Source organism: Nocardioides sp. LML1-1-1.1 (assembly GCF_040676175.1).
GTDB lineage: Bacteria > Actinomycetota > Actinomycetes > Propionibacteriales > Nocardioidaceae > Nocardioides.
Window position 1 is genome coordinate 39888 of the sequence record NZ_JBEGHK010000003.1, and the last position, 25269, is coordinate 65156.

The following is a 25269-nucleotide window of genomic DNA, read 5'->3' on the forward strand; positions in this document are numbered from 1 at the left end:
GTCAGCCGGCCGCGGTGACCGAGGCGCGGGCGGCCGCCGAGTCCGGCTCGCGGCGGTGGGCCACGGCCATCACCAGGTCCGCCAGCCGCGGGGTGACCACGTTGAACGCGGCGTAGAAGGTGCCGAACGCCCCGTCGACCGTGATCGGCCGGTCCTCCAGGGCACGCACCACGCGCTCGGCGCAGTGCTCGGGCGACTCGCCCCGGCCGTCGTACGCCGTGGTGGGGCCGATCATCGGCGTGCGCACGATCTGCACCCGCATGTTGGTGCAGGTGATGTTCTCGAAGAACATCTCCCGCCCGAGGATCCGGCCGAAGACGTCGAGCGCGGACTTCGCGGCGATGTACGGCGCGAACTTGGGCGCCCGGATCTGGTTGCCCCAGGTGACGATGTTGACCACGTGCCCGAAGCCCTGCGCACGCATCGCCGGCAGCAGGCCCATCGTGAGCCGCACCGGGCCGAAGTAGTTGACCGCCATCATCCGCTCGAAGTCGTGGAAGCGGTCCTGGGTGAGCACCAGCGAACGGCGGATCGAGTGGCCGGCGTTGTTGACGAGGTAGTCGACCGCCCGGTGGTCGGCGAGCACCCGGGCCACGAGCGCGTCGATCGAGTCGTGGTCGGTGAGGTCGGCGACGTAGGTGTGCGCGGTGCCGCCCTCGGCCGTGATCGCCGCGCGCACACGCGCCAGCTCGGCCTCGCGGCGAGCGACGAGCAGCACGACCGCGCCGCGCCGGGCGGCGGCGTGCGCGGTCGCCTCGCCGATGCCGGAGGAGGCGCCGGTGATCAGCACGGTGCGCCCGGCGAGCGGGCTCGCGCCGCCGGTGACGGTGCGGACCGCACGCGCCACGGCGGCGCGCGGGGTGCGGGTGAGGAGTCCGAGGGTGCTCATGGCGACAAACTAACCGATCGGTCAGGAGCGGGTGGCGACGACTGCCGCGACGAGCGCCGCACCGATGCCGACTCGGCTCGCCAGGGTCCGCGCCCGGTCCAGGGCGGCGCGGTCCGGCGGCGGCCCGTCGCCGAGCACGGCGCGGTGCTCGATCCGTCCGGCGTAGTCGTTCGTCCCGCCCAGCCGTACGCCGAGCGCGCCCGCGAACGCCGCCTCCACCGGCCCGGCGTTCGGGCTGGGGTGCCCGGCGGCGTCGCGCCGCCAGGCGCGCACCGCGCCCGCGCGGTCGGGCCCCAGGGCGACCGCCAGGGCCGCGCTCAGCCGGGAGCCGGGCAGGTTGACGAGGTCGTCGAAGCGCGCCGCCGCCCAGCCGAAGCGCTCGTGGCGCGGGCTGCGGTGCCCGACCATCGCGTCCAGGGTGTTGGCCGCGCGGTAGCCGAGCAGGCCCGGGACCCCGGCGACCGCGCCCCAGACGAGGGGAGCGACGACGGCGTCGGAGGTGTTCTCCGCGAGCGACTCCAGGGTCGCCCGGACCACCTCGGCCTCGTCGAGCCGCGAGGTGTCCCGGCCGACGAGGTGGGTGAGCTGCCGCCGCGCGGCAGGGAGGTCACCCACCGCCAGGAGCCGGGAGACCTCGGCGGCCTCGCGGTCCAGGGAGGTGCCGCCGAGCACCACCCAGGTCGCGGCCGCGGTGGCGAGGGTGCGGGGGAGGGCGCGCTCCGCCACGACGCCGAGCACGACGGCGCCGCCGACCAGCGTCGCGACGTACCTGGCGCCGGCGGGGCGGTCGTCGCGCCAGGTCCGGCGCTCCAGCGCTGCCGCCACCTGGCCGAAGCCGGCGACGGGATGGAGCCGCCGCGGATCGGCGAGGAGCCGATCCGCGGCGTACCCGAGCAGCAGCCCGGCCGCGCGTGCCTTCAGAGGCTCGCGGCCAGCGCGCGGCGCTCGGCGTCCGCGGCGACGCGGTCGTAGAGCCGGCCGATCAGCGCGGTCAGCCCGATCCCGATCGTCGCCCACAGGGCGGCGAGGGTGATCAGCGAGGAGCGGCGGAAGTACCAGAGCGTGTCGGCGGGGAAGTCGCCGAGCTCGTTGACGGTCGGCAGCAGCAGCGCCGCGACCGTCACCACGGCGAGGTAGATCCCCGCGCCGACCAGCGCGGCGGTCCAGCCGTCGACGCGGCCGAGCAGCCGGTTGGCGAGCACGACCACCGCGATGACGGTGAGCACGGACACCAGCAGCAGCCCGAAGTACGACGCCGTCCGGCCGCCGATCGTGTCGCCGCTGCCGACGGCGGGCGGCGTGGCGGGGTACTTCGCGAACGGCACCAGGGCCACCGCGACGAAGCCCAGCAGCGCCACCAGCGCCGTCGACCCGCGGGCCGAGAGCCCACCGAGGCGGCCCAGCACGGCGGCGGCCGCGAGCGCGGTCAGCCCGCCGAGCGCGGCGCCGATCGCGAGCGTGCCGGTCAGCAGGCCCCAGGACTTCTGGTTCTCCCGGGAGACCTCGACCATGCCGGGCTCGTCCTGCTCGTCGGCCTGCTCGTGCTCGGCGTGAGCGGGCTCGTCGGCCTGTGCCTGTGCGGCGGCAGCCTCCTCGAGACCGATGGCGTCGTCGACGTACGGCTCACCGAAGGCGAAGGCCACCACGAAGGCGATCAGGCCGGCCACCAGGCCGACGGCGAGGCCGCGGACCAGGAAGGCGGCCGGGCTGAGGACAGACTCGTCCCTTGAAGCAGTCATGGCCGCGGCTCAGTGGCAGGGGTAGCCGAGGAGGTGGCGTGCGTCGTGCACCCACTCGTGGACCGCGTTGCCGGCGGGCAGCGAGATCGCGCCCTGGTCGGCGCTGACGAAGAAGATCGCCAGCATCGCGAGCAGGCCGAAGAAGACGACCCAGGTGCCCAGCTTGAGCAGCGGGACGACGGGGACGGTGACGACCGCGGACGGGGTGGCGGTGGTCTGCGACATGTGGAGCCTCCTCAGGGATTCTGCGTCCCTGTCGTACGGATGGGGTGCAGGCCGTCGGGTCTGACTCCACCGCCGCACGGGCGGTGTCACAGTAGCGCGACTGTGCCGGACTCCCACCGGCTTCCTCGGGCGTGCAGGCCGAGCCTAGGGCATGGCGCGGGTCGAGGGACAGGGGGAGCGCGGGCGTGGACAGGCTGCCTACGCTCGGGTCATGACCATCGCCTCGGACCTGGTCCTGCTCACCATCGACCCCGCGACCGGGCGCAGCCTGCTCGGCTCGACCGCCACCGGACCCGTGCTCGGCGGCGCGGTGCTCGTCGACCTCGTGCTCGCCGAGCGGGTCGCCGTCGACGGCGACCCGAAGTGGGCGAAGGCCGCCCTGGTGAGCGGTACGTCGGTCGGCAGCGTGCCGCACGACCGGGCGCTCGCACGGATCAGCCCCGGCAGCCACCCCCGGGTGCGCAACCTGGTGCCCAGGCTCGGCAGGAAGGTGCGCGACGACGTGCTCGACGTGCTGGTCGCCGAGCAGGCCGTGGTGGCCCGCAAGGAGAAGGCGCTCGGGCTCTTCCCCGTCACCCGCTACGACGTGCGCGACACCGCGCGCCGCGACCGGGTGCTCGACCGGGTCCGTGCAGTGCTGGCCGGCGGGGCGCCCGACGAGACCACGGGCCCGCTGGTGGCGCTGCTGCAGGCGGGCGACGTGGTGAAGAAGCTGGTGCCCAAGGACGAGCGCCGGGCCGCCGTACGACGGGCCAAGGAGGTCGTGCAGGGCGACTGGGCCGGCACGGCGGTGCGTCAGGCGGTCGTGGCGGCGACGACCGCGGCGACGACGGCGATCAGCGCGTCGGCGATGGTGGCGGCGTCGGGCGGCGGGGCCGCGTCCTCCTGAGCGCGTCCAGCAGCCGGTCGGTGACGTCGGGCGCGCGCACCGCGATCCGCACCCAGGTGCCGTCGAGGCCGGGGAAGGTGTCCGCGCGCCGCAGCGCGATGCCCTGCTCGCGCAGCGCCTCGTGGACGCCGGGCCCCACCCGGGCCAGGACGAAGGACGCCGCCGACGGAAGGTGCTCGACGCCGAGGTCGGCGAGCCCCTTCTCCAGGTGGTCGCGCCGGTCGCGGATCTCCTCGGCCCGGCGCCGTCCCTCGACGACGGCCTCCGGCGAGGTGCAGGCGACGACGGCCGCGGCGGCGGTGCTGCCGACCGACCAGGGGGTCTGGTTGAGGGCGAGCCCGGCGACGACGAGCGCGTCGCCGACGACGTAGCCGGCCCGGATGCCGGGGATGCCCCAGTGCTTGGTCAGCGAGCGGACGACCACCAGCCCCGGCAGCCGTACGCCGGCCAGCGACTCGGTCTCGCCCGGCACGCAGTCCATGAACGCCTCGTCGACCACCACGACCCGCCCGCGCCGCAGCAGCGGCCGGATCGCGTCCGCGGGGTGCAGGACCCCGGTCGGGTTGGTGGGGTTGCCGAGCACGACGAGGTCGGCGTCGTCGGGGACCAGGCCGGGGTCGAGCTCGTACGGCTCGGGCAGCACCAGGGAACGGACCCGGCAACCGGCCTGCTCCAGCGCCGCGTGCGGCTCGGTGAACTGCGGGTGCACGACGACCGGGTGCCGCCAGGCCCGCAGCCGGGCCACCAGCGTGAACGCCTCCGCCGCACCGGCGGTGACCAGCACGCCGTCCACCGGCCGCCCGTGGTGGGCGGCGACGGCCGCCCGTGCACGGTCCGCGCTCGGGTAGGCGCCGACCTCGTCGAGCGAGGCGCGCAGGGCGTCGTCGAGCCAGGCCGGCCGCGGGCCGTCGTAGACGTTGACGGCGAGGTCGAGGTCCGCGCCGCGTGCCTCGACGTCGCCGTGGTGGCGCAGCGGGTCATCCACGGTGCACCGCCTCGGCGAAGCGGGCGGCGAGCTGCGGGTGGCCCGCCCAGTGGGTGTGCAGGTACGACGCGTGCAGGCTCGCCGAGGCGAAGCCCACCTCGTCGCCGTCGATCCGCCAGGCCGGCGTCCCCGTGCTCGCCGGGGTCACCGTGGTGCGGTGGAACTCGTGCCCGGTCACCGTCTCCCCGGTCCGGGTGAGCAGGCTGTCGCCCGCGCCGGTGGCCTCGGGGTAGCGCAGGGTGAGCCGGGTGGTCATCGCGGCGTCGGCGTCGAGCACCCCGGCCATCGGGACGCCGTCGAGGGTCCGGCACAGGTAGAGCAGGCCCGCGCACTCGGCGACCGTCGGCAGCCCGTCGAGCACGGCGGTGCGGATCTCGCCGAGCAGCGCGGTGTTGGCCGACAGGTCGGCGGCGTGCACCTCGGGGAAGCCGCCACCGAGGTAGAGACCGGCCGTGCCGTCGGGCAGGGCGGTGTCGTGCGCCGGGTCGAAGGGGGCGACGTCGCAGCCGTGGGCGGCGAGCAGCTCGGCCGTCTCGGCGTACTGGAAGGTGAAGGCGCGGCCCGCGGCCACGGCAACGCGCTTCCTTGACACGGAAGAGGTCACTGGTGGGGACCACGGCTCGACGTCCAGCGCCGGCGCCGAGCGGGCGATGCGCAGCACCGCGTCCAGGTCGACGTGCTCGGCGACGACCTCGGCCAGCCGGGCGACGACGGCCTCGGACTCGCCGCGCTCGGCGGCGGTGACCAGGCCGAGGTGGCGCGAGGGCGTCGCGATGGACGCGTCGCGGGGGATGACGCCCAGCACCGGGACCGAGATCGAGGAGCGCACCTCCTCAGCGTGCCTCACCGACCCCGCCTGGTTCAGGACCACGCCCGCCACCTGGACGTCCGGGTCCCAGGTCGCCATCCCGTGGACGAGCGCGCCGATGGAGCGCGAGGAGCGGGAGATGTCGACGACGAGCACCACCGGTGAGCGGGTCAGGGTCGCGACGTGGGCGGTGGAGGAGAAGCCGTCGCCGCCGATCCGTCCGTCGTACAGGCCCATCACGCCCTCGACGACCGCCACGTCCGCGCCACGGGCGCCGTGCAGCAGCAGGGGAGCGACGAGCGGCTCGCCGACCAGGTGCGGGTCGAGGTTGCGGCCCGGCCGGCCACAGGCCAGCGCGTGGTAGCCGGGGTCGATGTAGTCCGGGCCGACCTTGTGCCCGCTGACCTCGTGCCCCGCGGCGCGCAGGGCGGCCATCAGGCCGGTGGCGACCGTCGTCTTGCCCTGGCCGGTGGCCGGGGCGGCGACGACGATCCGGGCTACCACTCGATGCCCTTCTGGCCCTTCTGGCCCACGTCCATCGGGTGCTTGACCTTCGTCATCTCGGTGACGAGGTCGGCGGCCTCGATCAGCCTCGGGTCGGCGCGGCGCCCGGTGATGACGACGTGCTGATGGCCGGGCCGGTTCGCGAGCGTCTCCACGACGTCGTCGATGTCGACCCACCCCCAGTTGATCGGGTAGGTGAACTCGTCGAGCAGGTAGAGGTCGTGGGTCTCCTCGGCCATCCGGCGCTTGATCTCGGCCCAGCCCTCAGCCGCATCGGCGGCGTGGTCCTCCTCGGAGCCGGCCTTGCGCGACCACGACCAGCCCGAGCCCATCTTGTGCCACTCGATGCTGCCCCGGTCGGTCGGCAGGTGCTCGAAGGCGGTCTGCTCGCCCAGGCGCCACTTGGCGGACTTCACGAACTGGAAGATCCCGATGCTCCAGCCCTGGTTCCACCCCCGCAGCGCCAGCCCGAACGCCGCGGTCGACTTTCCCTTGCCGTCGCCGGTGTGCACCATCACCAGCGGCCGGTTGCGGCGCTGGCGGGTCGTCAGCCCGTCGTTCGGTACGACGAGCGGCTGGCCCTCAGGCATCGTCCCTCCAGAGGTCGTGGTGGATCGCGTCGGCGAGCGGCCGGCGCGAACGCCAGCCGTGCCGCTCCAGGTCGGGCACCGTCTCCAGGTGGCTGACCGTGCCGAGGCACAGCCACGCGACCGGGCGGACGTCGGCGGGGATCGCGAGCAGGTCGCGCAGGAAGTCCTCGCGGTAGAACGACACCCAGCCCAGGCCGAGCCCCTCGGCGGTGGCGGCGAGCCAGAGGTTCTGGATCGCGAGCACGGTGGAGTAGAGCCCGGCGTCGGCGATCGCGTGCCGGCCCAGCACGTGCTGACCGCCGCGCGACTGGCTGTGCGTCACGACGACGCCGAGCGAGGACTCGCAGATGCCCTCGACCTTGATCCGGTCGAAGGTCGCCCGGCGCTCGGGCGGCAGGCTGGCGGCGAAGGTGTCCCGCTCGGTCGTGACGTGGTCGCGGAAGGCCGCGCGCAGGCCGGGGTCGCGGACGACCACGAAGTCCCAGGGCTGGCTCATCCCGACGCTCGGGGCGCGGTGGGCGGCGCCGAGGACCCGCAGCAGGACGTCGTCGGCCACCGGGGCGCCGGTGAACTCGGCGCGGACGTCGCGACGGCGCTCGATGACGTCGTACAGGGTGGCGGTCATGCGGCCCGCCGGGCGGCGTCGACCAGGTCCTCGGCGCTGACCTCGCCGATCGGGACGTGCTCGGCGGCGAGGTGCTCGGCGAGCACCGCGGCCAGCCCCATCCGCATCGGCCCGGACTCGCAGTCCACGACGACCGTGGTGACGCCGGACTCCGCGAGCAGGCCCGCGGCGGCACGGGAGCGGGCGACGGCGTCGGCGCCGGAGGTGGCCCGGCCGTCGGTGACCACGACGAGCAGCGCGCGACGCAGCGGGTCACGGGTGCGCTCGACGGCGAGCAGGTGCGCGGCCTCCAGCAGGCCCTCGGCGAGCGGGGTCCGGCCACCGGCCGGCAGCTCCTCCAGCCGCTGCGCGGCGGCGTCGACCGAGTGCGTCGGCGGCAGGGCGACCTCGGCCCCGGCGCCGCGGAAGGTGACCAGGCCGACCTTGTCGCGGCGCTGGTAGGCGTCGAGCAGCAGGCTCAGCACGGCGGTCTTGACCTGCTCCATCCGCTTGCGCGCGGCCATCGAGCCGGACGCGTCGACGCAGAACAGCACCAGGTTGGACTCGCGGCCCTCGCGCACGGCGACGCGCAGGTCCGCCGGCCGCAGCAGCAGCCGGCCCTCTCGCCGGCCGCGGGCGAACTGGTGCGGCGCGGCCGCCCGGATCGTCTCGGTGAGGTGGATGGCCCCTCCGGCACCGGTCGGTACGGCGGCGCCGACCCGGCGGCCGTTGCTGGTCCGCGCCCGGCTGCGCCGGCCGGAGGTCCCGGCACCGACGCCGCGGACCGCCAGCAGCCGGGTCCGGTACGTCGCGCCGGTGCCCGCCACGTCGGTCGAGTTGGGGGTTTCCCCGGTCGAGTTGGGGGTTTCCCCGGTCGAGTTGGGAGTTTCCCCGGTCGAGTCGGGAGTTTCCGCCGTCCCGTCGTGGCCGTCCGGCTCAGGGCCGTCCGCGTCGGGACCGTCCGGGCCGGGACCCTCCGGCTCCGGGTCGGGCTCGGGATCGGTCGGGTCCTCCGGCGGCAGCTCGTCGTCGCCGAGCGCCTGGTCGAGCAGGTCCTCGTCGAGCCCGGGCGCGTCGAAGGGCTTGCGCCGGCGCCGGTGCGGCAGGGCCAGCGTGGCCGCGACCCGGATGTCGTCGAGGATCACCTGCGAGCGACCGGACCAGGCGGCGTGCGCGACGGCGGCGCGGGCGGTCACGATGTCGGCGCGCAGGCCGTCGACGTCGAAGGCCGCGCACACCTCGGCGATCTTGAGCAGCGCGGCGTCCGTGAGCCGGACCGACCCGACCAGGTCCTGAGCAGAAGCGATCCGCTCCCGCAGCGCGGCCTCGGCATCGGCGTACGACGCGGCGAAGCCGGCCGGGTCGGCGTCGTAGGCCATCCGGCGGCGCACCACCTCGGCCCGCAGCGCGGGGTCGCGCGGCGCGGCGACCTCGACGGTGAGGCCGAAGCGGTCGAGCAGCTGCGGGCGCAGCTCGCCCTCCTCGGGGTTCATCGTGCCGACGAGCACGAAGCGGGCCTCGTGGGTCATCGAGACGCCGTCGCGCTCGACGGTGGCGCGGCCCATCGCCGCGGCGTCGAGGAGCAGGTCGACGAGGTGGTCGTGCAGCAGGTTGACCTCGTCAACGTACAGGATCCCGCGGTGGGCCTTGGCCAGCAGCCCGGGCTCGTACTCCGCCTTGCCCTCGGCGAGCGCGCTCTCCAGGTTGATCGAGCCGGTCACCCGGTCCTCGGTGGCGCCGATCGGCAGCTCGACGAGCGGGACCGGCCGGTCCTCGACCGGCGGCAGCACCGCGGCGAGGGCGCGCACGATGGTCGACTTGGCGGTGCCCTTCTCGCCGCGGACCAGGACGCCGCCGACGTCGGGCGCGATCGTGGTCAGGATCAGCGCGAGCGCCATCGGGTCGGGGCCGTCGGGTCCGTCGGCGCCGACGACCGCGCTGAACGGGAAGTGCGGGTTGTCAGGGGGCTGGCTCATCGCAGACGTGCCTTCCGTTGCACTCGTTCGGTGGAGTAGAGGTAGGACTCGCCGTCCGAGCGTTGGTCGTCGGTGGCGAGCGCCGGCCCGACGAGGATCACCGCGGCCTGCTTCAGCCCGGCCTCCTCGACGAGGTCGGCGATGGTGGCGACCGTGCCGCGCAGCACCAGCTCCTCGGGCTGGCTGGCCCGGGAGACGACCGCGACCGGGCAGGCGTCGCCGTAGTGCTCGGCGAGCTCGGCCATCAGGGCGCGGGTCCGGGTGATGGCCAGGTGCAGCACGAGCGTCGCCCCGGTCGCGGCGTACGCCGCCAGCGACTCGCCCTCCGGCATGGCCGTCGAGCGCGCCTGGGTCCGGGTCAGCACCACCGACTGCGCGACGAGCGGCACGGTCAGCTCGCGGCCGACGGTGGCGGCCGCCGCCGCATAGGCCGGTACGCCGGGCGTGACGTCCCACGCGACCCCGGCCGCGTCGAGCCGCCGGGTCTGCTCGTGGAGGGCGGAGTAGAGCGACGGGTCGCCCGAGGTCAGCCGGACGACGTCCTGGCCGGCGGCGTCGGCCTCGACCAGCACCGCCGTGATCCGGTCGAGGTCGAGCTCCTGGGTGTCGACGAGCCGGGTCGCGGGGCGGCAGTGCGAGAGCACCGCGGCGTCGAGGTAGGTGCCGGGGTAGAGCACCACGTCCGCGCTGCCGAGCAGGGCCGCGGCGCGCAGCGTGATCAGGTCGGCGGCGCCGGGCCCGGCTCCCACGAAGTGCACGGTCATCGGGACTCCTTGGTCCAGGACCACTGCACGACCGCGCGGGCCGGCGTCCATCCGGTGAACCGCCCGCCCAGCGGGGTCACGTGCTCCACGGACAACCGGGTCAGCTCACCGCCGTGGGCGTGGAACGCCTCGACGAGCAGTGCCTCGGTCTCCAGGGTCACCCCGTGCGCGACCAGCCGGCCGTTGGGCGCCAGGTGCTCCCGGCACAGGTCGAGCAGGCCGGGGGCGGTGGCGCCGCCGCCGACGAAGACCGCGTGCGGCGTCGGCAGGTCGGCGAGAGCGTCGGGCGCGCGGCCGATCACGACCTCCAGGCGGGGTACGCCGAGGGTCGCGGCGTTGCGTGCCACCCGCTCCGCCCGCTCGGGGTCCGCCTCGACCGCCACCGCGGAGGTGCGCGGGTGGGCACGCAGCCACTCGATGCCGACGGAGCCGGCGCCCGCGCCGACGTCCCAGAGCAGGTGGCCAGGACGCGGGGCGAGCCGGGAGAGCGCGCTGGCGCGGACGTCGCGCTTGGTGAGCTGTCCGTCGTGCTCGAAGAGGCCGTCGTCGATGCCGGTGGCCCAGGTGTTGGTGTCGTCCTCGGCGGTGGGCACCTCGACCGCGATCACGTTGAGGCGGGGCTGGGGACCGGTCCACGCGCCGAGGTCGGAGGGGATCCCGGTGTACCGCGACTCCTGCGGCGTGCCGAGGTCGCCGAGCACGGTCATCCTGGCGTCGTCGAAGCCGTCGGTGTCGAGCAGCTCGGCCACGGCCAGGGGCGTGCGCTCGTCCGACGACAGCACCAGCAGCCGGGCGCCGGCGGCCAGCTCGCGCCGCAGCGCCGCCACGTCCCGGCCCACGAGCGAGACGACCGTCGATTCCTCCGCGGACCAGCGCATCCGGGCCCGGGCGAGCGCGACGGAGGAGACCGCGGGCACCACCTCGACGGCGTCGGGCCCGAGCAGGCGGACGAGCGTCGTACCGATGCCGGACACCAGGGGGTCGCCGGAGGCCAGCGCGACGACCCGGCGCCCGTCGTGCTCACCGAGGAAGGTGGCGAGCGACGACATCGGACGCGGCCAGGCGGCCCGGACCTGCCCGTCGACCGGCGGCGCCAGGGCGAGGTGCCGCTCGCCGCCGAGCAGCACCTCGGCGCCCTCGACCAGCGCGAGCGAGGCCGGAGGGAGGTGGCCGTCGGCGCCGATGCCGACGACGGTGACCCTCAGTCCACCCATCGCGGCGTCCAGACCGTGCCGTCGGCCTCCGCGCGGGTGGCGGAGGCACCGATGATGAGCAGGCACTTCATGTCGATGCTGTCGGTGTCGAGCCCGCCGAGGGTGGTGACCGTCAGCGACTCCTCGTCCCGGCCGACGTCGCGGCCCACGACCACGACCGTGTCGGGGGAGCGGTGCTCGAGCAGGATCTTCTGCATCTCCACGACCTGCTCGCGCCGCGAGCGCGAGGCCGGGTTGTAGACGCCGAGCACCAGGTCGGCCTCCGCGACCAGCCGCAGCCGCCGCTCGACGACCGCCCACGGCTTGAGCCGGTCGGACAGGCTCAGCACCGCGAAGTCCGCGCCGATCGGGGCGCCCGCCCGCGCGGCGACCGCCTGGATCGCGCTCACGCCGGGCAGGACCCGCACCGGCACGCCGGCGTACGCCGGGTCGGCCGCGGCCTCGAAGACGGCCGATGCCATCCCGAACACCCCGGCGTCACCGCCGGAGACCACCGCGACCTTCGCGCCCTGCCGCGCGAGGTCGAGCGCGAACCGGGCCCGGTCGACCTCGACGGTGTTGCCCGAGGCGTGCCGCTGGAGGCCGGGGCGCTGCGGCACCCGGTTGACGTACGGCGCGTAGCCCACCACGTGCGACACCTCGGCCAGCGCGGCGGAGGCCTCCGGGGTCAGCCAGCCGTCCGGGCCCGGTCCGAGGCCGATCACGAGCAGCTCGGCGGCGTCCGGCTCGACGGCGGCGACCTCGGCCGCGACCTCCGTGCCGGTGCGCAGCCGCGCGGCCGACGAGGGGCGCGCGGAGTCGCCGGGGACCACGATCAGCGAGAAGTAGGGGACCGAGTCGGCATCCACCTCGGCGACCGGCAGCCAGCGCTCCTCGGGCTGGGAGGCACGCTCGACGTAGAGCGCGCCGTCGAGCCGGCCGGCCTGCTCCAGCGCGGAGCGGACGGCGGGGAAGGTGCGGCCGAGCTTCATGATGACCGCGCCGTCGGTGTCGGCGAGGCGGCGGGCCAGCTCGGGCTCGGGCAGCGTGCCGGGGAGCACCGTGAGCACGTCGTCCTGGCGCACCAGCGGCGCGGGCACGGTCGCGGTCGCGGCGGCGAAGGCGGGCACCCCCGGCACGACGTCGACCGGGAAGCGGTCGCGGAAGCGGTCGAGGAGGTACATCGAGGAGCCGTAGAACAGCGGGTCGCCCTCGGCCAGCAGGACCACGTCGCGGCCGGCGTCGAGGTGGACGGCCAGCCGCGCCTCGCAGTCGTCGTAGAAGTCGGCCAGCGCGCCGACGTACCCGCCGGGGTGGTCGGTGGTGCCGGTCGTGACCGGGTAGCGCAGCTCCTCCTCCACGGCGTCCGCCGGGATCAGGTGCGCCGCGATCCTGCGGGCGTGGGAGTCCTTGCGGACGCCGGCGTGGAAGGCCACGACCGCCGCGGCGCCGATGAGGCGCTCCGCCTTGCGGGTGATCAGCTCGGGGTCGCCGGGACCGATGCCGACGACGTGGAACTGCCCGGTCATTCCGCCTCCTGGGCGAGCGCGTTGACGGCCGACGATGCCATGGCCGAGCCGCCACGGCGACCACGGACGGTGACGAACGGGATGTCGATGCCGTGCTCGTCGGCGAAGGCGGCCAGTGCGTCCTTGGACTCCGCGGCCCCGATGAAGCCGACCGGGCAGCCGACGATCGCGGCCGGGCGCGGCGCGCCGTCGAGGATCATCTCCAGCAGGTGGAAGAGCGCGGTCGGAGCGTTGCCGATCGCGACGACGGCGCCGTCGAGGTACGGCGTCCACAGCGAGACCGCCGCCGCGGTGCGCGTGGTCGACCACTGCTCCGCCAGCGCGGGGACCCGCTCGTCGGTGAGGAAGCAGTGCACCGGGTTGTCCGCGGGCAGGCGGCCGGCGGTGATGCCCATCGCGACCATCCGGGCGTCGCAGAGGATCGGCGCGCCCGCGGCGAGCGCGGCACGGCCGGCCTCGGCCAGCCGGGGGTGGACGACGAGGTCGCGGACCAGGTCGGTCTGGCCGCTGCCGTGGATCATCCGGACGGCGACCTTCTCCGCGTCCGCCGGAACCCCGGACAGGTCCGACTCGCGGCGGATCGTGGCGAAGGAGTCGACGTAGATCGCCGGCCCGTCGGCGATGTAGTCGTACCGACGCGGGGGAGCGGTCAGGTCGGTCATGAGGTCTCCTCGGGGGACGGCTCGGGGATCAGGACGCCGTGCCACGGGGTCACGACGACGGTCTCGGCTCGCCAGCCGGCGAGGTCGGCGGACGTCAGCCCGTCCTCGCCGACCGGCACGTGCTCGCCGCCGGCCACCGGGCCGAACGGCAGCGGCTCGCCGCGGACGTCCGCGCCGGGCTCCGGAGCGCGGGCCGGCGCCAGGGGAGCGGGCAGCTCGTCCACGTGCCAGGCCGCGGCCGGACCGGTGCCGCGGGCGGACAGGAAGGCGCGGGCGAGACCGGCGAGCGCGTCCGCGGCCTCGGCCAGCGCGACGACCTCGCCCCAGCCCTCGCCGACGCGGAGCTGGGCGCTCTCGCGGTCGAGCGCGACCAGGCCGAGGTCCTTGTGCCGGTCGGCGAGGTCGCCGCGGCCGTCGTCGAGGGTGAACAGGAAGCGGCCCGGCAGGCCGGCCAGCCCCTCGTCGCCGAGCAGCAGCGCATCGAGCGCGGCCACCACCGGGCCCAGGTCGGCGCGGCCGCCGGCGTACCCGGTCTGGGGGGAGGCCAGCACGTTGCGGACCCGGTCGTGGGCACGTGAGGGGAGCAACCCGGTCGCCTCCAGCGCGGCCAGTGCCTCGTCGGCGAGACGGTCGCCGGTCAGCGGCATCGCCCGGACCTGCAGGTTCGCGCGGCCGGTCAGCCGGACCCGGCCGTCACCGTACTCGGCGGCGACCTCCGCCAGCGCGCGCAGCGCGGAGAGCGCCACTCGGCCGCCGGGGACCCGGATCCGCACCAGGCCACCGTCGTCGGCCGGCCACGGGTGCACGATGCCCGGGCACCGGTCCGGTCGGCTGCGCGCCATGTGTGGTCCTTCGAGGCCGGGGATCCTCGCGATCTCCCCTCACGACCTCGCGAGCGGTACGTCGCAAGGGCCAGCAGGTCTTCGGACTCGGGATCATCCGGTGCGGAGCGTCTTCCCAGGCCCCGGAGGGTCCAGTGACGTCGTGCTCCGCCCGTCACCCACACCGCTGCGCGTCAGTCCCGGACTCGCACCGGGTTCCCTGACCTCCGGGGAGGTCGACTGGCAGCCGCACACTACCAACGGCCCCGCTAGCCTGGCCGACATGCCCGCGCTCGAGGACGTCGTCGACCTGGTCCACGGCTGGTACCCACCGGCCACCGCCGACTCCTGGGACGCCGTCGGCCTCGTCGCCGGCGACCCGGCCCAGCCGGTGAAGAAGGTGCTGCTCGCCGTCGACCCGACGCCGGCGGTCGCCGAGGAGGCCGCCGACTGGAAGGCCGACCTGCTCGTCGTGCACCACCCGCTCTTCCTCAAGCCGGTGCACGGCGTCGCGGCGACCACGCCCAAGGGGCGCACCCTGCACACCCTGACCAAGGCCGGTACGGCGCTGCTGACCGCGCACACGAACGCCGACCAGGCCGTGGGCGGGGTCTCGGAGGCGCTCGCCCTGGCGATCGGGCTCACCGACCTCGCCCCGATCCTCCCCGCGCCTGGCGGTCCGCGCGACAAGGTCACCGTCTTCGTGCCCGCCGACGCCGCCGCGCCCGTGCGGGCCGCGATGGCCGAGGCCGGTGCCGGCCGGATCGGCGACTACGACTTCGCCTCGTTCACCAGCGCGCCCGGCGAGGGCCGGTTCCGCCCGCTGGAGGGCGCGGAGCCGATGGTCGGCACCGTCGGTGAGCTGGCGACCGTCGAGGAGGTGCGGATCGAGGTGGTCCTCGACCGTGCGGTCCGCGGCGAGGTGGTCCGCGCCCTGCTCGCCGCGCACCCCTACGAGGAGCCGGCCTACGACGTCGTCGAGGTCGCCGACCCCGGGCTCGCCGCCACCGGCACCGGCCGGATCGGCAGCCTTCCCCAGGTGACCCTCGCCGAGCTCGCGGGCACCATCTCGGCCGCGCTGCCGACCACGGCGGCCGGCGTACGGGTGGCGGGGGACCCGGACCGGCCGGTACGACGTGTCGCGGTCTGCGGCGGCGCCGGCGACTTCCTGCTCGACCGGGTCGCCGGGCTCGACGTGGACGCCTACGTCACCAGCGACCTGCGCCACCACCCGGCCGCGGAGTTCACCGAGAAGGGCGGCCCGGCACTCGTCGACGTCTCCCACTGGGCGGCCGAGTGGACCTGGCTGCCCGTCGTCGCGCGACGCCTGACCGACGCCCTCGGCGACGCGGTCGACACCCGGGTGAGCGAGATCGTCACCGATCCTTGGACAATGCACCTGTGAACGCCGACCCCGCCGCCCAGCTCCGCCTGCTCGACCTCCAGGCCCTCGACTCCCAGGTCGACCAGCTCCGGCACGTGCGGGCCAACCCGCCGCAGGCCGCGCAGATCAAGGAGCTGCTCGGTCGCCGCGGTGACGTCGACGGCCGGCTGCGCGACCAGCGCATCGTCGTGGACGACCTCACCGCGGCCCAGGCCAAGGCGGACGCCGACGTGGAGCAGGTCAAGGCGCGTCGTACGCGTGACCGGGACCGGATGGACTCCGGTGCCATCGCCGACCCCAAGGCGCTGGAGCGGATGCAGCACGAGCTGGCCTCGCTGGAGCGCCGGATCTCCACCCTGGAGGACGAGGAGCTGGAGGTGATGGAACAGCTCGAGGAGGCGCAGGCCGCGCTCGCCGAGCTGACCGCGGCCCTCGAGGAGATCGACACCGAGCTGGGCGCGCTGACCACCGCGCGCGACGAGAAGGCCGGAGAGCTGGACGCCGAGATCCTCGCCGTCAGCACCCGCCGCGACCCGATCGTCGCCGACATCCCGGCCGACCTCCTCGCGCTCTACGACCGGCTGCGCGCCAGCAAGGGCGGGGTCGCCGTCGGTGCCCTGCGCGCCCGCCAGTGCGGCGGCTGCCAGTTGGCCCTCGACGCCGGTGAGCTCGCCGAGATCCGGGCGCTGTCCGCGGACACGGTGGTCCGGCACGAGGAGTGCCAGCGGATCCTGGTCCGCACGCCCGAGAGCGGGCTGTGACGCGCCGGGTCGTCGTCGAGGCCGACGGCGGCTCGCGCGGCAACCCCGGCCCGGCGTCGTACGGCGCCGTGCTGCGTGACGCCGCGAGCGGCGCCGTGCTCGCCGAGGACGCCCGGACGATCGGGGTGGCGACCAACAACGTGGCGGAGTACTCCGGCCTCGTCGCCGGCCTCGCGCTCGCCGTCGAGCACGCGCCGGGTGCGGTCGTCGAGGTGCGGATGGACTCCAAGCTCGTCGTCGAGCAGATGTCGGGGCGCTGGAAGATCAAGCACGCCGACATGAAGGTCCTGGCGGCCGAGGCGGCCGCGATCGCGCCGGAGGGCACGACCTACACCTGGGTCCCGCGCGCCGAGAACGCCCACGCCGACCGGCTGGCGAACGAGGCGCTCGACGGCGTCCGAGACGGCGTCAGCCTGCCCGGCGACGGCGTCGCCGACGCTCCGGAGTCCGCCGCGGAGGAGGCGTCCTCGCCCGCGACCGGTCCGGGGGAGCCGACCACGATCGTGCTGGTCCGCCACGGCGTCACCCCGCACACCACCGGGCGTCGCTTCTCGGGCGGGCTCGGCGGCGACAACCCCGCCCTGTCGGAGGAGGGCCGCGAGCAGGCGGCCGAGGTGGCCGCGTGGCTGGTCGAGCTGAAGGAGAGCATCGACGCGGTGGTGACCTCCCCGGTCCGTCGTACCCGCGAGACGGCGGAGGCGGTCGCGAGCGCGCTCGGCCTGCCGCTCACCGAGGAGCCGGGCTTCGCCGAGATGGAGTTCGGCGAGTGGGACGGGATGACCTTCACCGAGGTCGCCGAGCGCGACCAGGAGCGGATGGAGGCGTGGTTCGCCGACATGGCCGTCGCGCCGCCGGGCGGTGAGTCCTTCCTCGAGGTCCGCGAGCGGGTGCTCGCCGGGCTCGACCGGCTGCTCGACGAGCACGCCGGCCGGACGGTGGTGGTGGTCAGCCACGTGACCCCGATCAAGACCCTCGTCGCGCACGTGATGGAGGCGCCGCTCGACGCGCTCTTCCGGATGGAGCTCGCGCCCGCGGCGGTCTCGGTGATCGCGTTCTACCCCGACCCGCGCACCGGGGAGCGGCGTGGCTCGCTGCGCTTCTTCAACGCGCTCGCGCCCGGCCGCCGCACGTTGCGCGACACCGGACGCTGGTGACTCTCGCCCGTCGTACCGGACGAAATGGTCGTGGATCAGGCGATCTCACGACCATTCCGTCCGGTACGACGGCGCTCAGAGCTCGCTGACGACCACGTCGAGCTGGGTGCCGGTCCTCGTCGGCGCGCCCACCTCGACGGTCCAGCCGAGCCGCTCCAGCGTGCTCGCGAGCGCGGCGGGCGTGCGCGGGTCGGCGCCGTCCTCCAGCAGGGCGCGCACGATCCGGCCCTTGGTCGCCTTGTTGAAGTGGCTGACCACCTTGCGGGTGCCCTGGTGCTCGTGCAGCACCCGGACCGTGGCGGTCCGCTTCGCCAGGTCGGGCCCGGGCCGCCAGAAGGCGGCGTACATCCCCGAGCGCAGGTCCACGAACAGTCCCTTGCCGATCGCCTCGCCCATCACCGGCGCCAGCGCCTCGCGCCAGACCCCGGCCACCGGGCCGAGGGCGGGCAGGCTGACGTCCCCCGAGAGCCGGTACGACGGGATGCGGTCCCCGAGCCGGACCAGGCCGAACAGGCTGGACGCCACGCCGAGCCGGGAGGTCGCGCGACGCTTGGCCGCCGCGGAGAGGGTCTCGACGTCGAGCGCGTCGTACAGGACGCCGGTGTAGATGCGGTCGGCCCGCGCGGTGGGCGCGTCCGGCAGGTCGGCGTTGCGCTCGACGAGGTCGCGCTGCCCGGCGGACAGGCCGAGCACGGCGGCCGCCTTGTCGGGGTCCTCGCGGCACAGGGTGACCAGCGCGTCGAGCACCTCGGTGCGCGCGGCGGTCAGCGCGGGGGAGGAGAGCGCGGCGAGATCGAGCGACTTGCCCCGCGACGGAACGGACTTGCCCTCGCTCGGCGGCAGCAGGATCAGCACCGGGCAAGGATAGGGTCGAGGTCATGCCCAGCAACGTCGTGGTCCGGGTCAAGGCGAGCTCTCCGGAGGTGCAGGAGGGGCTGCGGGCGATCGCCCGCGAGCTCGAGCTCCCCGACGGCTTCCCCGCCGAGGTCGAGGCCGCCGCCGAGCGTGCCGCCGCCGGTGCGGTGCTCCCGGACCTCGACCGGACCGACCTGCCGTTCATCACGATCGACCCCGAGGGCTCGATGGACCTGGACCAGGCCGTGCACATCGAGAAGGCGGGCGACGGGTACGTCGTCCACTACGCCATCGCCGACGTCGCCGCCTTCGTCCGTCCCGGCGACCCGGTCGACGAGGAGGCGCATCGGCGCGGGGAGACGCTCTACGGCGCCGGCACCCGCATCCCGCTGCACCCGCCGGCGCTGTCCGAGGACGCCGCCTCGCTGCTGCCCGAGCAGGTCCGCCCGGCGCTGCTGTGGACCATCGAGGTCGACGCCGCCGGCGCCCTGGGCAAGGTCTCGGTCGAGCGGGCCAAGGTCCGCTCCACCGCTCGCTGGTCCTACGTCGAGGCGCAGGAGGCGCTCGACGACGGCACCGCCGGCGACGTGCTGGTGCTGCTGCGGGAGGTGGGCAGGCTGCGCGAGCAGCAGGAGGTCGACCGCGGCGGTGTCTCGCTCCCGCTGCCGGAGCAGGAGGTCGACGAGGCCGACGGCGGCTTCCGCCTGGTGTTCCGCCAGCAGCTCCCGGTGGAGCAGTGGAACGCGCAGATCTCGCTGCTCACCGGCATCGGCGCCGCCTCGCTGATGGTCGGCGCGAAGATCGGCCTGCTCCGGACGCTGCCGCCCGCCGACCCACGCGACGTCGCCCGCCTGCGCCGGGTCGCCAAGGGCCTGCGGATCTCCTGGCCCGACGACCTCGACTACCCGGCGTTCATCCGCTCGCTCGACCCCTCGAAGCCCGCCCACCAGGCGATGGTCGTGGCCTGCACCCGGCTGCTGCGCGGCAGCGGCTACGCAGCCTTCGACGGCGAGCTCCCCGAGCAGACCCGGCACTCCGCGATCGCCGCGGAGTACGCCCACGTCACCGCTCCGTTGCGCCGCCTCGGCGACCGGTACGCCGGCGAGGTGTGCGTCGCGATCTGCGCCGGCACCCCCGTGCCGGACTGGGTGAAGGCCGCGCTGCCGGGCCTGCCGAAGGAGCTGCAGGAGTCCGGACGGCGCGCCGGCTCCTACGAGCGCGCGGTGCTCGACCTGCTGGAGGCCGCGATCCTCGCCGACCGGGTCGGCCAGGACTTCGCGGGCGTCGTCACCAGCGTCCGTGAGGACGCGCCCGGCGAGGGCGTGGTCATGCTGGCCGAGGTCGGCGTCGAGGCGCCGGTCCGCTCGGCCAAGCCGCTGCCGCTCGGCGAGGACGTCACCGCCCGCCTGGTCAGCGCCGACGTCACCGCCCGCAAGGTCGCCTTCGAGGTCGCGTGAAGGTCCTGGTCACCGGCGGCGTCCGCTCCGGCAAGTCCCGCCACGCCGAGTCGCTGCTCGCCGACTCGCCCGACGTCACCTACGTCGCCGCCGGCCCCCGCTACGACGACGCCGACTGGGCGGCGCGGATCGCCGCCCACCAGGCCCGCCGGCCCACCACCTGGCGCACGGCGGAGACCCAGGACGTGGCCGGCGTGCTCGCCGCGGCGAACGGCCCGGTGCTCGTCGACTGCCTCGGCACCTGGCTGACCGCGGTGGTCGACGCGGCCGGGATGTGGGAGGCGCCGGTCGGCGAGGTCGAGGGGCACGTCCTCGCCCAGGTGGACGCGATCGCCGCGGCCCTCGCGGGCGCCACCGTGCCGGTGGTGCTGGTGACGAACGAGGTGGGGCTCGGCGTCGTACCGGTCGAGCGGTCGGGGCGGCTGTTCCGCGACCTGCTCGGCACGGTCAACCAGCGGGTCGCCGAGGCGTGCGACGAGGTGCACCTGGTCGTCGCCGGCCGCGTGCTGCGTCTCTAGAGGCCCGCGGCACCGACGAGCAGAGCCGCGAGGGCGATCTCGATCGCGGCGCCGAACACGTCGCCGGTGACGCCCCCGAAGCGCCGGACGGTGTGCCAGGTCAGCGCCGCCACGAGTGACCCCGTGACCGCCACCGTCACCGGCCCCCGGACCGGGTCGACGAGGACGGCCAGCCCGGCGAGCGCGGCCCAGCCGAGCAGCGCGACCAGGACCGGGACCCGCCGGGTGAAGGTCACGCCCAGCCCGTCCTCGCGGGCCGGCGGCGCGAGCCTGCAGCAGGTGATCCACAGCGCCGCCCGCGAGGCGCACACCGCGGCACCGGCCACCCAGGGCTCCGTTCCCGCCAGGCCCGCGGCCTGGGCGCCGAGCACGAGGACCAGGGCTGCCGCGCCCGCCGGACCCGCCGTGCCGGACTTCATCACGGTGAGCGAGCGCTCCCGGTCGTACGACGACGTCAGCCCGTCCGCGACGTCGGAGAGCCCGTCGAGGTGCAGCGCCCGGCTGCCGACGGCGAGCAGGGCGAGCGCGGCGAAGGCGACGGCGAGCGGTGGCAGGTCCAGCTCCTGGCCACCCCACACCACTCCGGCCACCAGGGCGCCCAGGGGGAGCACCGCCAGGGGCGCGAGGAGCAGCGCCCCCGTGGCGACCCCCGGTGTCACCGTCAGCACGGGCGGCACGCGCAGCGCCGTCAGCATCCCGATCGCGAGCCGCAGGCTGCGGCCCCCGACGGCGACGTTCACTGCGGCGGCATCAGGTCGGCGAGCAGCGCGACGTCGCGCAGGAGGGCGACCGCCGAGCGCAGCACCGGTACGGCGGCGACCGCGCCCGAGCCCTCGCCCAGGCGCAGCCCGAGGTCCAGGACCGGCTCCAGGCCGAGCTTCTCCAGCGCCAGGGACTGGGCCGGCTCGGTCGAGCGGTGGCCGGCCGCGAACCAGGCGGAGGCGCCCGGCGCCATCCGCTCGGCGGTCAGGGCGCAGGCCACCGACATCAGCCCGTCGAGCAGCACCGGGACGCCCTGCTCGGCCGCCTCGACGAGGTAGCCGACGGTGGCCGCCAGGTCCGCGCTGCCCACCGCCTGCAGGGTCTCGAACGGGTCGTCGAGACGCGCGCCGGCCCGGTCGAGCGCCTGCTGGACGAGGGCCTGCTTGTGCAGCAGGGCGGTGTCGTCGACACCGGTGCCGCGGCCGGTCACCTCGACGGCCGGGAGGCCGAGCGCGGCGGCGACCAGTGCCGAGGCCGGGGTGGTGTTGCCGATGCCCATGTCGCCCGAGAGCAGGAGCTGGGCGCCCGCGGTGATCTCCTCGCGGGCCACCGCGCGGCCGGTCTCCAGGGCCCGCGCCGTCTCCTCGGCGGTGAGCGCGTCCTCCAGGTGCAGGGCGCCGGAGCCGCGTCGTACCTTGTGGGCGGTGACGTCGGCCGGCACGCCCTCGAGGTCGTCGTCCACGCCGATGTCGAGCACCCGCACGCTGACGCCGTGGGCCGCGGCGAGCGCCGAGACCCCGGCCTTGCCGAGCACGAAGGTGCGCACCATGGCCGGCGTGATCGCCGGGGGATAGGCCGAGACGCCGTGCTGGGCGACGCCGTGGTCACCGGCGAAGATCACCAGCCGCACGTCTTCCAGCGGCGCGGGCGGGCACTGCCCCTGGGTGGCCGCGACCCACACGCCGAGCTCGCCGAGCCGGCCCAGCGCACCGGCGGGCGTCGCCAGCCCGGCGAGTCGCTCGGCGGCGGCGTTCCGTACGGCGGGATCGGGCGCGACGATGGCGTTCATGGGGCCGCACGCTACCGCGAACCAAAGTCCACCGAACGACTCATATAAGGTCGCTGGTCGTCCGGACGAGCCGAGGAGAGGGCACATGCGACGACGAGGGTCACGACAGCGGCGGTGGACCAGGGGACTGCCCGTGCTGCTGGGTCTGGTGCTGTGCTGCCTGACGCTGCTCCCGGCCCCGGCGGGGGCCGAGGACGACGGCCGGGTCGTCAAGGTCGGCACCGAGGGCACCTACCCGCCGTTCTCCTTCCACGAGTCCGGCTCGCCGGACGTCACCGGCTACGACATCGAGGTCGTCAAGGCCGTGGCGGAGAAGGCCGGCTGGCAGCTGGAGTTCGTCGAGACGCAGTGGGACGCGATCTTCCCCGCGCTCGACTCCGGCCGGATCGACGTGATCGCCAACCAGGTGTCGTGGAACGAGGAGCGGGCGGCGAAGTACGGCCTCTCCTCGCCGTACACCTACTCCGAGGGCGTCATCGTCACCCGCAGCGACGAGGACGACATCACCACGCTCGCGGACCTGAAGGGCAAGACCACCGCGCAGTCCTCCACGAGCAACTGGGCCGAGGTCGCCCGCGGCGCCGGCGCCAGGATCGAGGCCGTCGAGGGCTTCGCCCAGGCCGCGGCGCTGGTCGCGCAGGGCCGGGTGGACGCCATCGTCAACGACAACATCGCCGCGCTCGACTACCTCGCCAGCACCGGCTCGAAGGACGTCAAGATCGCCGGCGTCGCCGAGGGCCAGTCCAACCGGCAGGTGCTGGCGTTCCGGCAGAGCGACCCGGCGCTGCTCGCCGAGGCCAACGACGCGCTCGCCGCGCTGAAGGCCGACGGCACGCTGAGGAAGATCTCCGAGAAGTACTTCAAGGCCGACGTCTCCGTCGAGGGCGGCGCCGACCAGGTCACCGACCTCACCGGCAGCCGCGAGCGCTCCTCGAAGTGGGACACCCTGCGCGACGAGGCCTGGCCGATCTTCAAGGGACTGGTCCGGATCACCATCCCGCTCACCCTGATCAGCTTCGCGATCGGGCTGGCGCTCGCCGTCGTCGTGGCGCTCGCCAGGATCTCCGCCAGCCGGCTGCTGTCGGTCCCGGCGCGGGTGTTCATCTCCGTCATCCGCGGCACGCCTCTGCTGCTGCAGCTGTTCATCGTGTTCTACGGGCTGCCCGAGATCGGGCTCACCTTCGACAAGTTCCCCGCGGCCGTCGCGGCGTTCAGCCTCAACGTCGCCGGGTACGCCGCCGAGACCGTCCGTGCCGCCATCCTCGCCGTGCCCAAGGGCCAGTTCGAGGCCGCGCTCACGATCGGGCTGGACTACCGGCAGACGCTGCGCCGGATCGTGTTCCCGCAGGCGCTGCGCACCGCCGTACCGCCGCTGTCGAACTCGCTGCTCTCGTTGACCAAGGACACCTCGCTGGCCTCGGTGCTGCTGCTCACCGACCTGTTCCGGGTGACCCAGGTGGCGGCCGGGCGGACCAACGAGTTCCTGCTGCTCTACGCCTTCGCGGGCCTGTACTACTGGATCATCTGCACCTTGCTCTCGGCCGCGCAGAACCGGCTCGAGACCCGACTCGACAGGTACGTTTCATGACGACCAGCGACATCCGCGTCCGCGGGCTCGCCAAGTCCTTCGGCGAGCGCGAGGTGCTGCGCGACATCGGCTTCGAGGCCGCGAGCGGTACGACGACCGTGCTGCTCGGTCCCTCGGGCTCCGGCAAGACCACGGTGCTGCGCTCGCTCGCGGTGCTGGACCGGCCGGACGCCGGTGTGGTCGGGATCGGCGACGTCGAGGTCGACTTCGCCGCGCTCCCGCCCGGCAAGGCCGGCCAGCGCGACGTCGTCCGACTGCGCGCGCAGAGCGGCTTCGTCTTCCAGTCCCACGAGCTGTTCCCGCACAAGACCGTGCTGGAGAACCTGGTCGAGGGTCCGGTCGTCGCCCAGCGACGCCCGCGCGAGGAGGCGGTCGCCGACGCCCGTGTCCTGCTGGAGCAGGTCGGCCTCGCCGACCGCGCCGACGCCCACCCGTTCGAGCTCTCCGGCGGTCAGCAGCAGCGGGTCGGCATCGCCCGCGCGCTCGCCCTGAAGCCGGAGGTGGTGCTGCTCGACGAGCCCACCTCCTCGCTCGACCCCGAGCTCGTCGGCGAGGTGCTCGCGGTGGTCCGCGACCTCGCCGGACAGGGCTGGACGATGGTGATCGTCACCCACGAGATCCCGTTCGCCCGCAAGGTCGCCGACCAGGTGCTCTTCCTCGACGGGGGAGTGATCGCCGAGTCCGGGCGCCCGGAGCAGGTCATCGACGCACCCGAGACCGACCGGGCCCGCCAGTTCCTGCGCCGGATCCTCGACCCCGGCTGAGCCGTGCACACCGTCCTGCTCGTCCCGGTGCCGCTGCTGGAGCCGTGGGTGCGGGAGCGGTGGGAGCACTACGCGCCCACCTGGGTCTCCCGCGACCCGTCCTTCACCCACGCCCACGTCACGGTGCTCGCGCCGTGGGCGGCGGAGCCCAGCGCCGACGACCTCGCGGCGGTCGCGAAGATCGCCGCCGCGGCCGCGCCGTTCGAGTTCATGCTCTCGACGGTCGAGGCCTTCGCCGACGGCTTGCTGCACCTGGTCCCGGCGCCCGCCGCACCCTTCGCGGCGCTCACCGCGGCCCTCTGGGCGCGCTTCCCCGAGCACCCGCCCTACGCCGGCGCCTTCCCGGACCCGGTGCCCCACCTCACCCTCGACCAGGCCTCGGCGGCGGTGTCGGCCGCCTCGGTGCGGGCCTCGCTGGGGACGCTGCTGCCTGCCACCTGCCGGGCCGAGCGCCTGGAGCTGCACCGGTACGACGAGGGGGACTGCCGGGTGCTCGCGCGCTGGCCGCTCGGCGGACCGCTCAGTGGGCGAGCTTGAGGCCGACCACGCACCCGACGAGCCCGAGGATCAGGGCGATCCGCAGCACGCTCACCGGCTCCTCGCCGGACACCATGGCGATCAGCACCGTGAGTGCTGCCCCGATGCCCACCCAGACCGCGTACGCCGTACCGACCGGGAGGGTGCGCATCGCGTAGCCCAGGCCGACCATGCTCGCCACCACGGCGACCACGAAGAGGATGCTCGGACCGAGCTTGGAGAAGCCTTCGCTGCGGCTGAGCGCGGTCGCCCACACCGCCTCGAGCCCACCGGACACCACCAGCGCCAACCACGCCATGACC

Annotated in this window: 25 protein-coding genes, 1 pseudogene and 1 riboswitch; of the genes and pseudogenes, 9 read left to right on the forward strand and 17 right to left on the reverse strand. The window is 74.9% G+C overall.

Annotated features, from left to right (window positions below; all coding sequences use genetic code 11):
- Position 1: 1 nt before the first annotated feature.
- From MRBLML1_RS11225 to MRBLML1_RS11240, 4 genes are read right to left on the reverse strand one after another with little or no spacing between them, the layout of a single operon-like run.
- Positions 2–889 (reverse strand): SDR family NAD(P)-dependent oxidoreductase, encoded by an 888-nt coding sequence (locus tag MRBLML1_RS11225; protein ID WP_364515764.1) that lies wholly within the window; start codon positions 887–889, stop codon positions 2–4.
- Positions 890–910: 21 nt separating this feature from the next.
- A complete protein-coding gene (locus MRBLML1_RS11230; RefSeq protein WP_364517285.1) occupies positions 911–1810 on the reverse strand; it encodes a cobalamin biosynthesis protein in 900 nt (299 codons plus the stop codon).
- Positions 1807–2628: a CbtA family protein gene (locus MRBLML1_RS11235; RefSeq protein ID WP_364515766.1), complete on the reverse strand. Its 822-nt coding sequence runs from the start codon at positions 2626–2628 to the stop codon at positions 1807–1809. Before MRBLML1_RS11235 ends, MRBLML1_RS11230 begins: the two co-directional genes overlap by 4 nt.
- Before the next feature lie 9 nt (positions 2629–2637).
- Positions 2638–2853 carry a CbtB-domain containing protein gene (locus tag MRBLML1_RS11240; protein ID WP_364515768.1) on the reverse strand — a complete coding sequence of 72 codons (216 nt, stop codon included), beginning with the start codon at positions 2851–2853 and terminating at the stop codon, positions 2638–2640.
- A gap of 211 nt (positions 2854–3064) precedes the next feature.
- Here MRBLML1_RS11240 and MRBLML1_RS11245 point away from each other — a divergent pair, with 211 nt between their 5' ends.
- Entirely contained in the window at positions 3065–3742 is a 678-nt protein-coding gene (locus MRBLML1_RS11245; RefSeq protein WP_364515770.1) for a GOLPH3/VPS74 family protein, read from the forward strand.
- Here MRBLML1_RS11245 and MRBLML1_RS11250 read toward each other — a convergent pair.
- From MRBLML1_RS11250 to MRBLML1_RS11290, 9 genes and pseudogenes are all read right to left on the reverse strand, one after another.
- Positions 3690–6039, reverse strand: a pseudogene (locus MRBLML1_RS11250) (cobyrinate a,c-diamide synthase). The gene MRBLML1_RS11245 and the pseudogene MRBLML1_RS11250 overlap by 53 nt on opposite strands.
- The gene (gene cobO / locus MRBLML1_RS11255; protein ID WP_364515772.1) at positions 6033–6629 is read right to left on the reverse strand and encodes a cob(I)yrinic acid a,c-diamide adenosyltransferase; all 597 of its coding nucleotides are present in this window, start codon (positions 6627–6629) and stop codon (positions 6033–6035) included. Before cobO ends, MRBLML1_RS11250 begins: the two are co-directional and overlap by 7 nt.
- The gene (gene bluB, locus MRBLML1_RS11260) at positions 6622–7254 is read right to left on the reverse strand and encodes a 5,6-dimethylbenzimidazole synthase (protein WP_364515774.1); all 633 of its coding nucleotides are present in this window, start codon (positions 7252–7254) and stop codon (positions 6622–6624) included. The genes cobO and bluB overlap by 8 nt, the downstream gene beginning before the upstream one ends.
- Positions 7251–9209 (reverse strand): VWA domain-containing protein, encoded by a 1959-nt coding sequence (locus MRBLML1_RS11265; protein WP_364515776.1) that lies wholly within the window; start codon positions 9207–9209, stop codon positions 7251–7253. Before MRBLML1_RS11265 ends, bluB begins: the two co-directional genes overlap by 4 nt.
- The gene (locus MRBLML1_RS11270) at positions 9206–9973 is read right to left on the reverse strand and encodes a cobalt-precorrin-4/precorrin-4 C(11)-methyltransferase (RefSeq protein ID WP_364515778.1); all 768 of its coding nucleotides are present in this window, start codon (positions 9971–9973) and stop codon (positions 9206–9208) included. The genes MRBLML1_RS11265 and MRBLML1_RS11270 overlap by 4 nt, the downstream gene beginning before the upstream one ends.
- Positions 9970–11187: a precorrin-6y C5,15-methyltransferase (decarboxylating) subunit CbiE gene (gene cbiE / locus MRBLML1_RS11275; RefSeq protein ID WP_364515780.1), complete on the reverse strand. Its 1218-nt coding sequence runs from the start codon at positions 11185–11187 to the stop codon at positions 9970–9972. The genes MRBLML1_RS11270 and cbiE overlap by 4 nt, the downstream gene beginning before the upstream one ends.
- Complete coding sequence (cobJ, locus tag MRBLML1_RS11280; RefSeq protein WP_364515782.1) at positions 11175–12695, reverse strand: precorrin-3B C(17)-methyltransferase; 1521 nt, start codon at positions 12693–12695, stop codon at positions 11175–11177. The genes cbiE and cobJ overlap by 13 nt, the downstream gene beginning before the upstream one ends.
- Positions 12692–13357, reverse strand: coding sequence for a precorrin-8X methylmutase (locus MRBLML1_RS11285; RefSeq protein ID WP_364515784.1), 666 nt, complete (start codon positions 13355–13357; stop codon positions 12692–12694). The genes cobJ and MRBLML1_RS11285 overlap by 4 nt, the downstream gene beginning before the upstream one ends.
- Positions 13354–14199 carry a nitrite reductase gene (locus MRBLML1_RS11290; protein WP_364515786.1) on the reverse strand — a complete coding sequence of 282 codons (846 nt, stop codon included), beginning with the start codon at positions 14197–14199 and terminating at the stop codon, positions 13354–13356. The genes MRBLML1_RS11285 and MRBLML1_RS11290 overlap by 4 nt, the downstream gene beginning before the upstream one ends.
- A gap of 55 nt (positions 14200–14254) precedes the next feature.
- Positions 14255–14438: riboswitch (cobalamin riboswitch) on the reverse strand.
- A gap of 23 nt (positions 14439–14461) precedes the next feature.
- Here MRBLML1_RS11290 and MRBLML1_RS11295 point away from each other — a divergent pair.
- From MRBLML1_RS11295 to MRBLML1_RS11305, 3 genes are read left to right on the forward strand one after another with little or no spacing between them, the layout of a single operon-like run.
- Positions 14462–15583 (forward strand): Nif3-like dinuclear metal center hexameric protein, encoded by a 1122-nt coding sequence (locus MRBLML1_RS11295; protein WP_364515788.1) that lies wholly within the window; start codon positions 14462–14464, stop codon positions 15581–15583.
- The gene (locus tag MRBLML1_RS11300; RefSeq protein WP_364515790.1) at positions 15580–16323 is read left to right on the forward strand and encodes a zinc ribbon domain-containing protein; all 744 of its coding nucleotides are present in this window, start codon (positions 15580–15582) and stop codon (positions 16321–16323) included. Before MRBLML1_RS11295 ends, MRBLML1_RS11300 begins: the two co-directional genes overlap by 4 nt.
- The gene (locus MRBLML1_RS11305) at positions 16320–17477 is read left to right on the forward strand and encodes a bifunctional RNase H/acid phosphatase (protein WP_364515792.1); all 1158 of its coding nucleotides are present in this window, start codon (positions 16320–16322) and stop codon (positions 17475–17477) included. The genes MRBLML1_RS11300 and MRBLML1_RS11305 overlap by 4 nt, the downstream gene beginning before the upstream one ends.
- A 75-nt stretch (positions 17478–17552) precedes the next feature.
- On the opposite strand, the gene yaaA is transcribed toward MRBLML1_RS11305, so the two are convergent.
- On the reverse strand, positions 17553–18332 hold the full coding sequence (yaaA, locus tag MRBLML1_RS11310) for a peroxide stress protein YaaA (RefSeq protein WP_364515794.1): 780 nt from the start codon (positions 18330–18332) through the stop codon (positions 17553–17555).
- A 23-nt stretch (positions 18333–18355) separates the two neighbouring features.
- Here yaaA and MRBLML1_RS11315 point away from each other — a divergent pair, with 23 nt between their 5' ends.
- Both MRBLML1_RS11315 and cobU read left to right on the forward strand, forming a co-directional pair.
- On the forward strand, positions 18356–19789 hold the full coding sequence (locus MRBLML1_RS11315; RefSeq protein ID WP_364515796.1) for an RNB domain-containing ribonuclease: 1434 nt from the start codon (positions 18356–18358) through the stop codon (positions 19787–19789).
- Positions 19786–20307, forward strand: coding sequence for a bifunctional adenosylcobinamide kinase/adenosylcobinamide-phosphate guanylyltransferase (gene cobU, locus MRBLML1_RS11320; RefSeq protein WP_364515798.1), 522 nt, complete (start codon positions 19786–19788; stop codon positions 20305–20307). The genes MRBLML1_RS11315 and cobU overlap by 4 nt, the downstream gene beginning before the upstream one ends.
- Here cobU and MRBLML1_RS11325 read toward each other — a convergent pair.
- A complete protein-coding gene (locus MRBLML1_RS11325) occupies positions 20304–21047 on the reverse strand; it encodes an adenosylcobinamide-GDP ribazoletransferase (RefSeq protein WP_364515800.1) in 744 nt (247 codons plus the stop codon). The two genes, cobU and MRBLML1_RS11325, sit on opposite strands and share 4 nt — an antisense overlap.
- The gene (gene cobT / locus MRBLML1_RS11330) at positions 21044–22078 is read right to left on the reverse strand and encodes a nicotinate-nucleotide--dimethylbenzimidazole phosphoribosyltransferase (RefSeq protein WP_364515802.1); all 1035 of its coding nucleotides are present in this window, start codon (positions 22076–22078) and stop codon (positions 21044–21046) included. The genes MRBLML1_RS11325 and cobT overlap by 4 nt, the downstream gene beginning before the upstream one ends.
- Positions 22079–22211: 133 nt before the next feature.
- On the opposite strand from cobT, the gene MRBLML1_RS11335 reads away from it, so the two are divergent.
- Genes MRBLML1_RS11335 through MRBLML1_RS11345 form a run of 3 tightly spaced genes read left to right on the forward strand, consistent with a single transcriptional unit; the run spans position 22212 to position 24967 of the window.
- Complete coding sequence (locus MRBLML1_RS11335; protein ID WP_364515804.1) at positions 22212–23666, forward strand: ABC transporter substrate-binding protein/permease; 1455 nt, start codon at positions 22212–22214, stop codon at positions 23664–23666.
- On the forward strand, positions 23663–24430 hold the full coding sequence (locus tag MRBLML1_RS11340; protein WP_364515806.1) for an amino acid ABC transporter ATP-binding protein: 768 nt from the start codon (positions 23663–23665) through the stop codon (positions 24428–24430). The genes MRBLML1_RS11335 and MRBLML1_RS11340 overlap by 4 nt, the downstream gene beginning before the upstream one ends.
- Positions 24431–24433: 3 nt before the next feature.
- Entirely contained in the window at positions 24434–24967 is a 534-nt protein-coding gene (locus MRBLML1_RS11345; RefSeq protein ID WP_364515808.1) for a 2'-5' RNA ligase family protein, read from the forward strand.
- Here the strand turns inward: MRBLML1_RS11345 and MRBLML1_RS11350 are convergent.
- Entirely contained in the window at positions 24951–25265 is a 315-nt protein-coding gene (locus MRBLML1_RS11350) for a DMT family transporter (RefSeq protein WP_364515810.1), read from the reverse strand. The two genes, MRBLML1_RS11345 and MRBLML1_RS11350, sit on opposite strands and share 17 nt — an antisense overlap.
- Positions 25266–25269 lie beyond the last annotated feature (4 nt).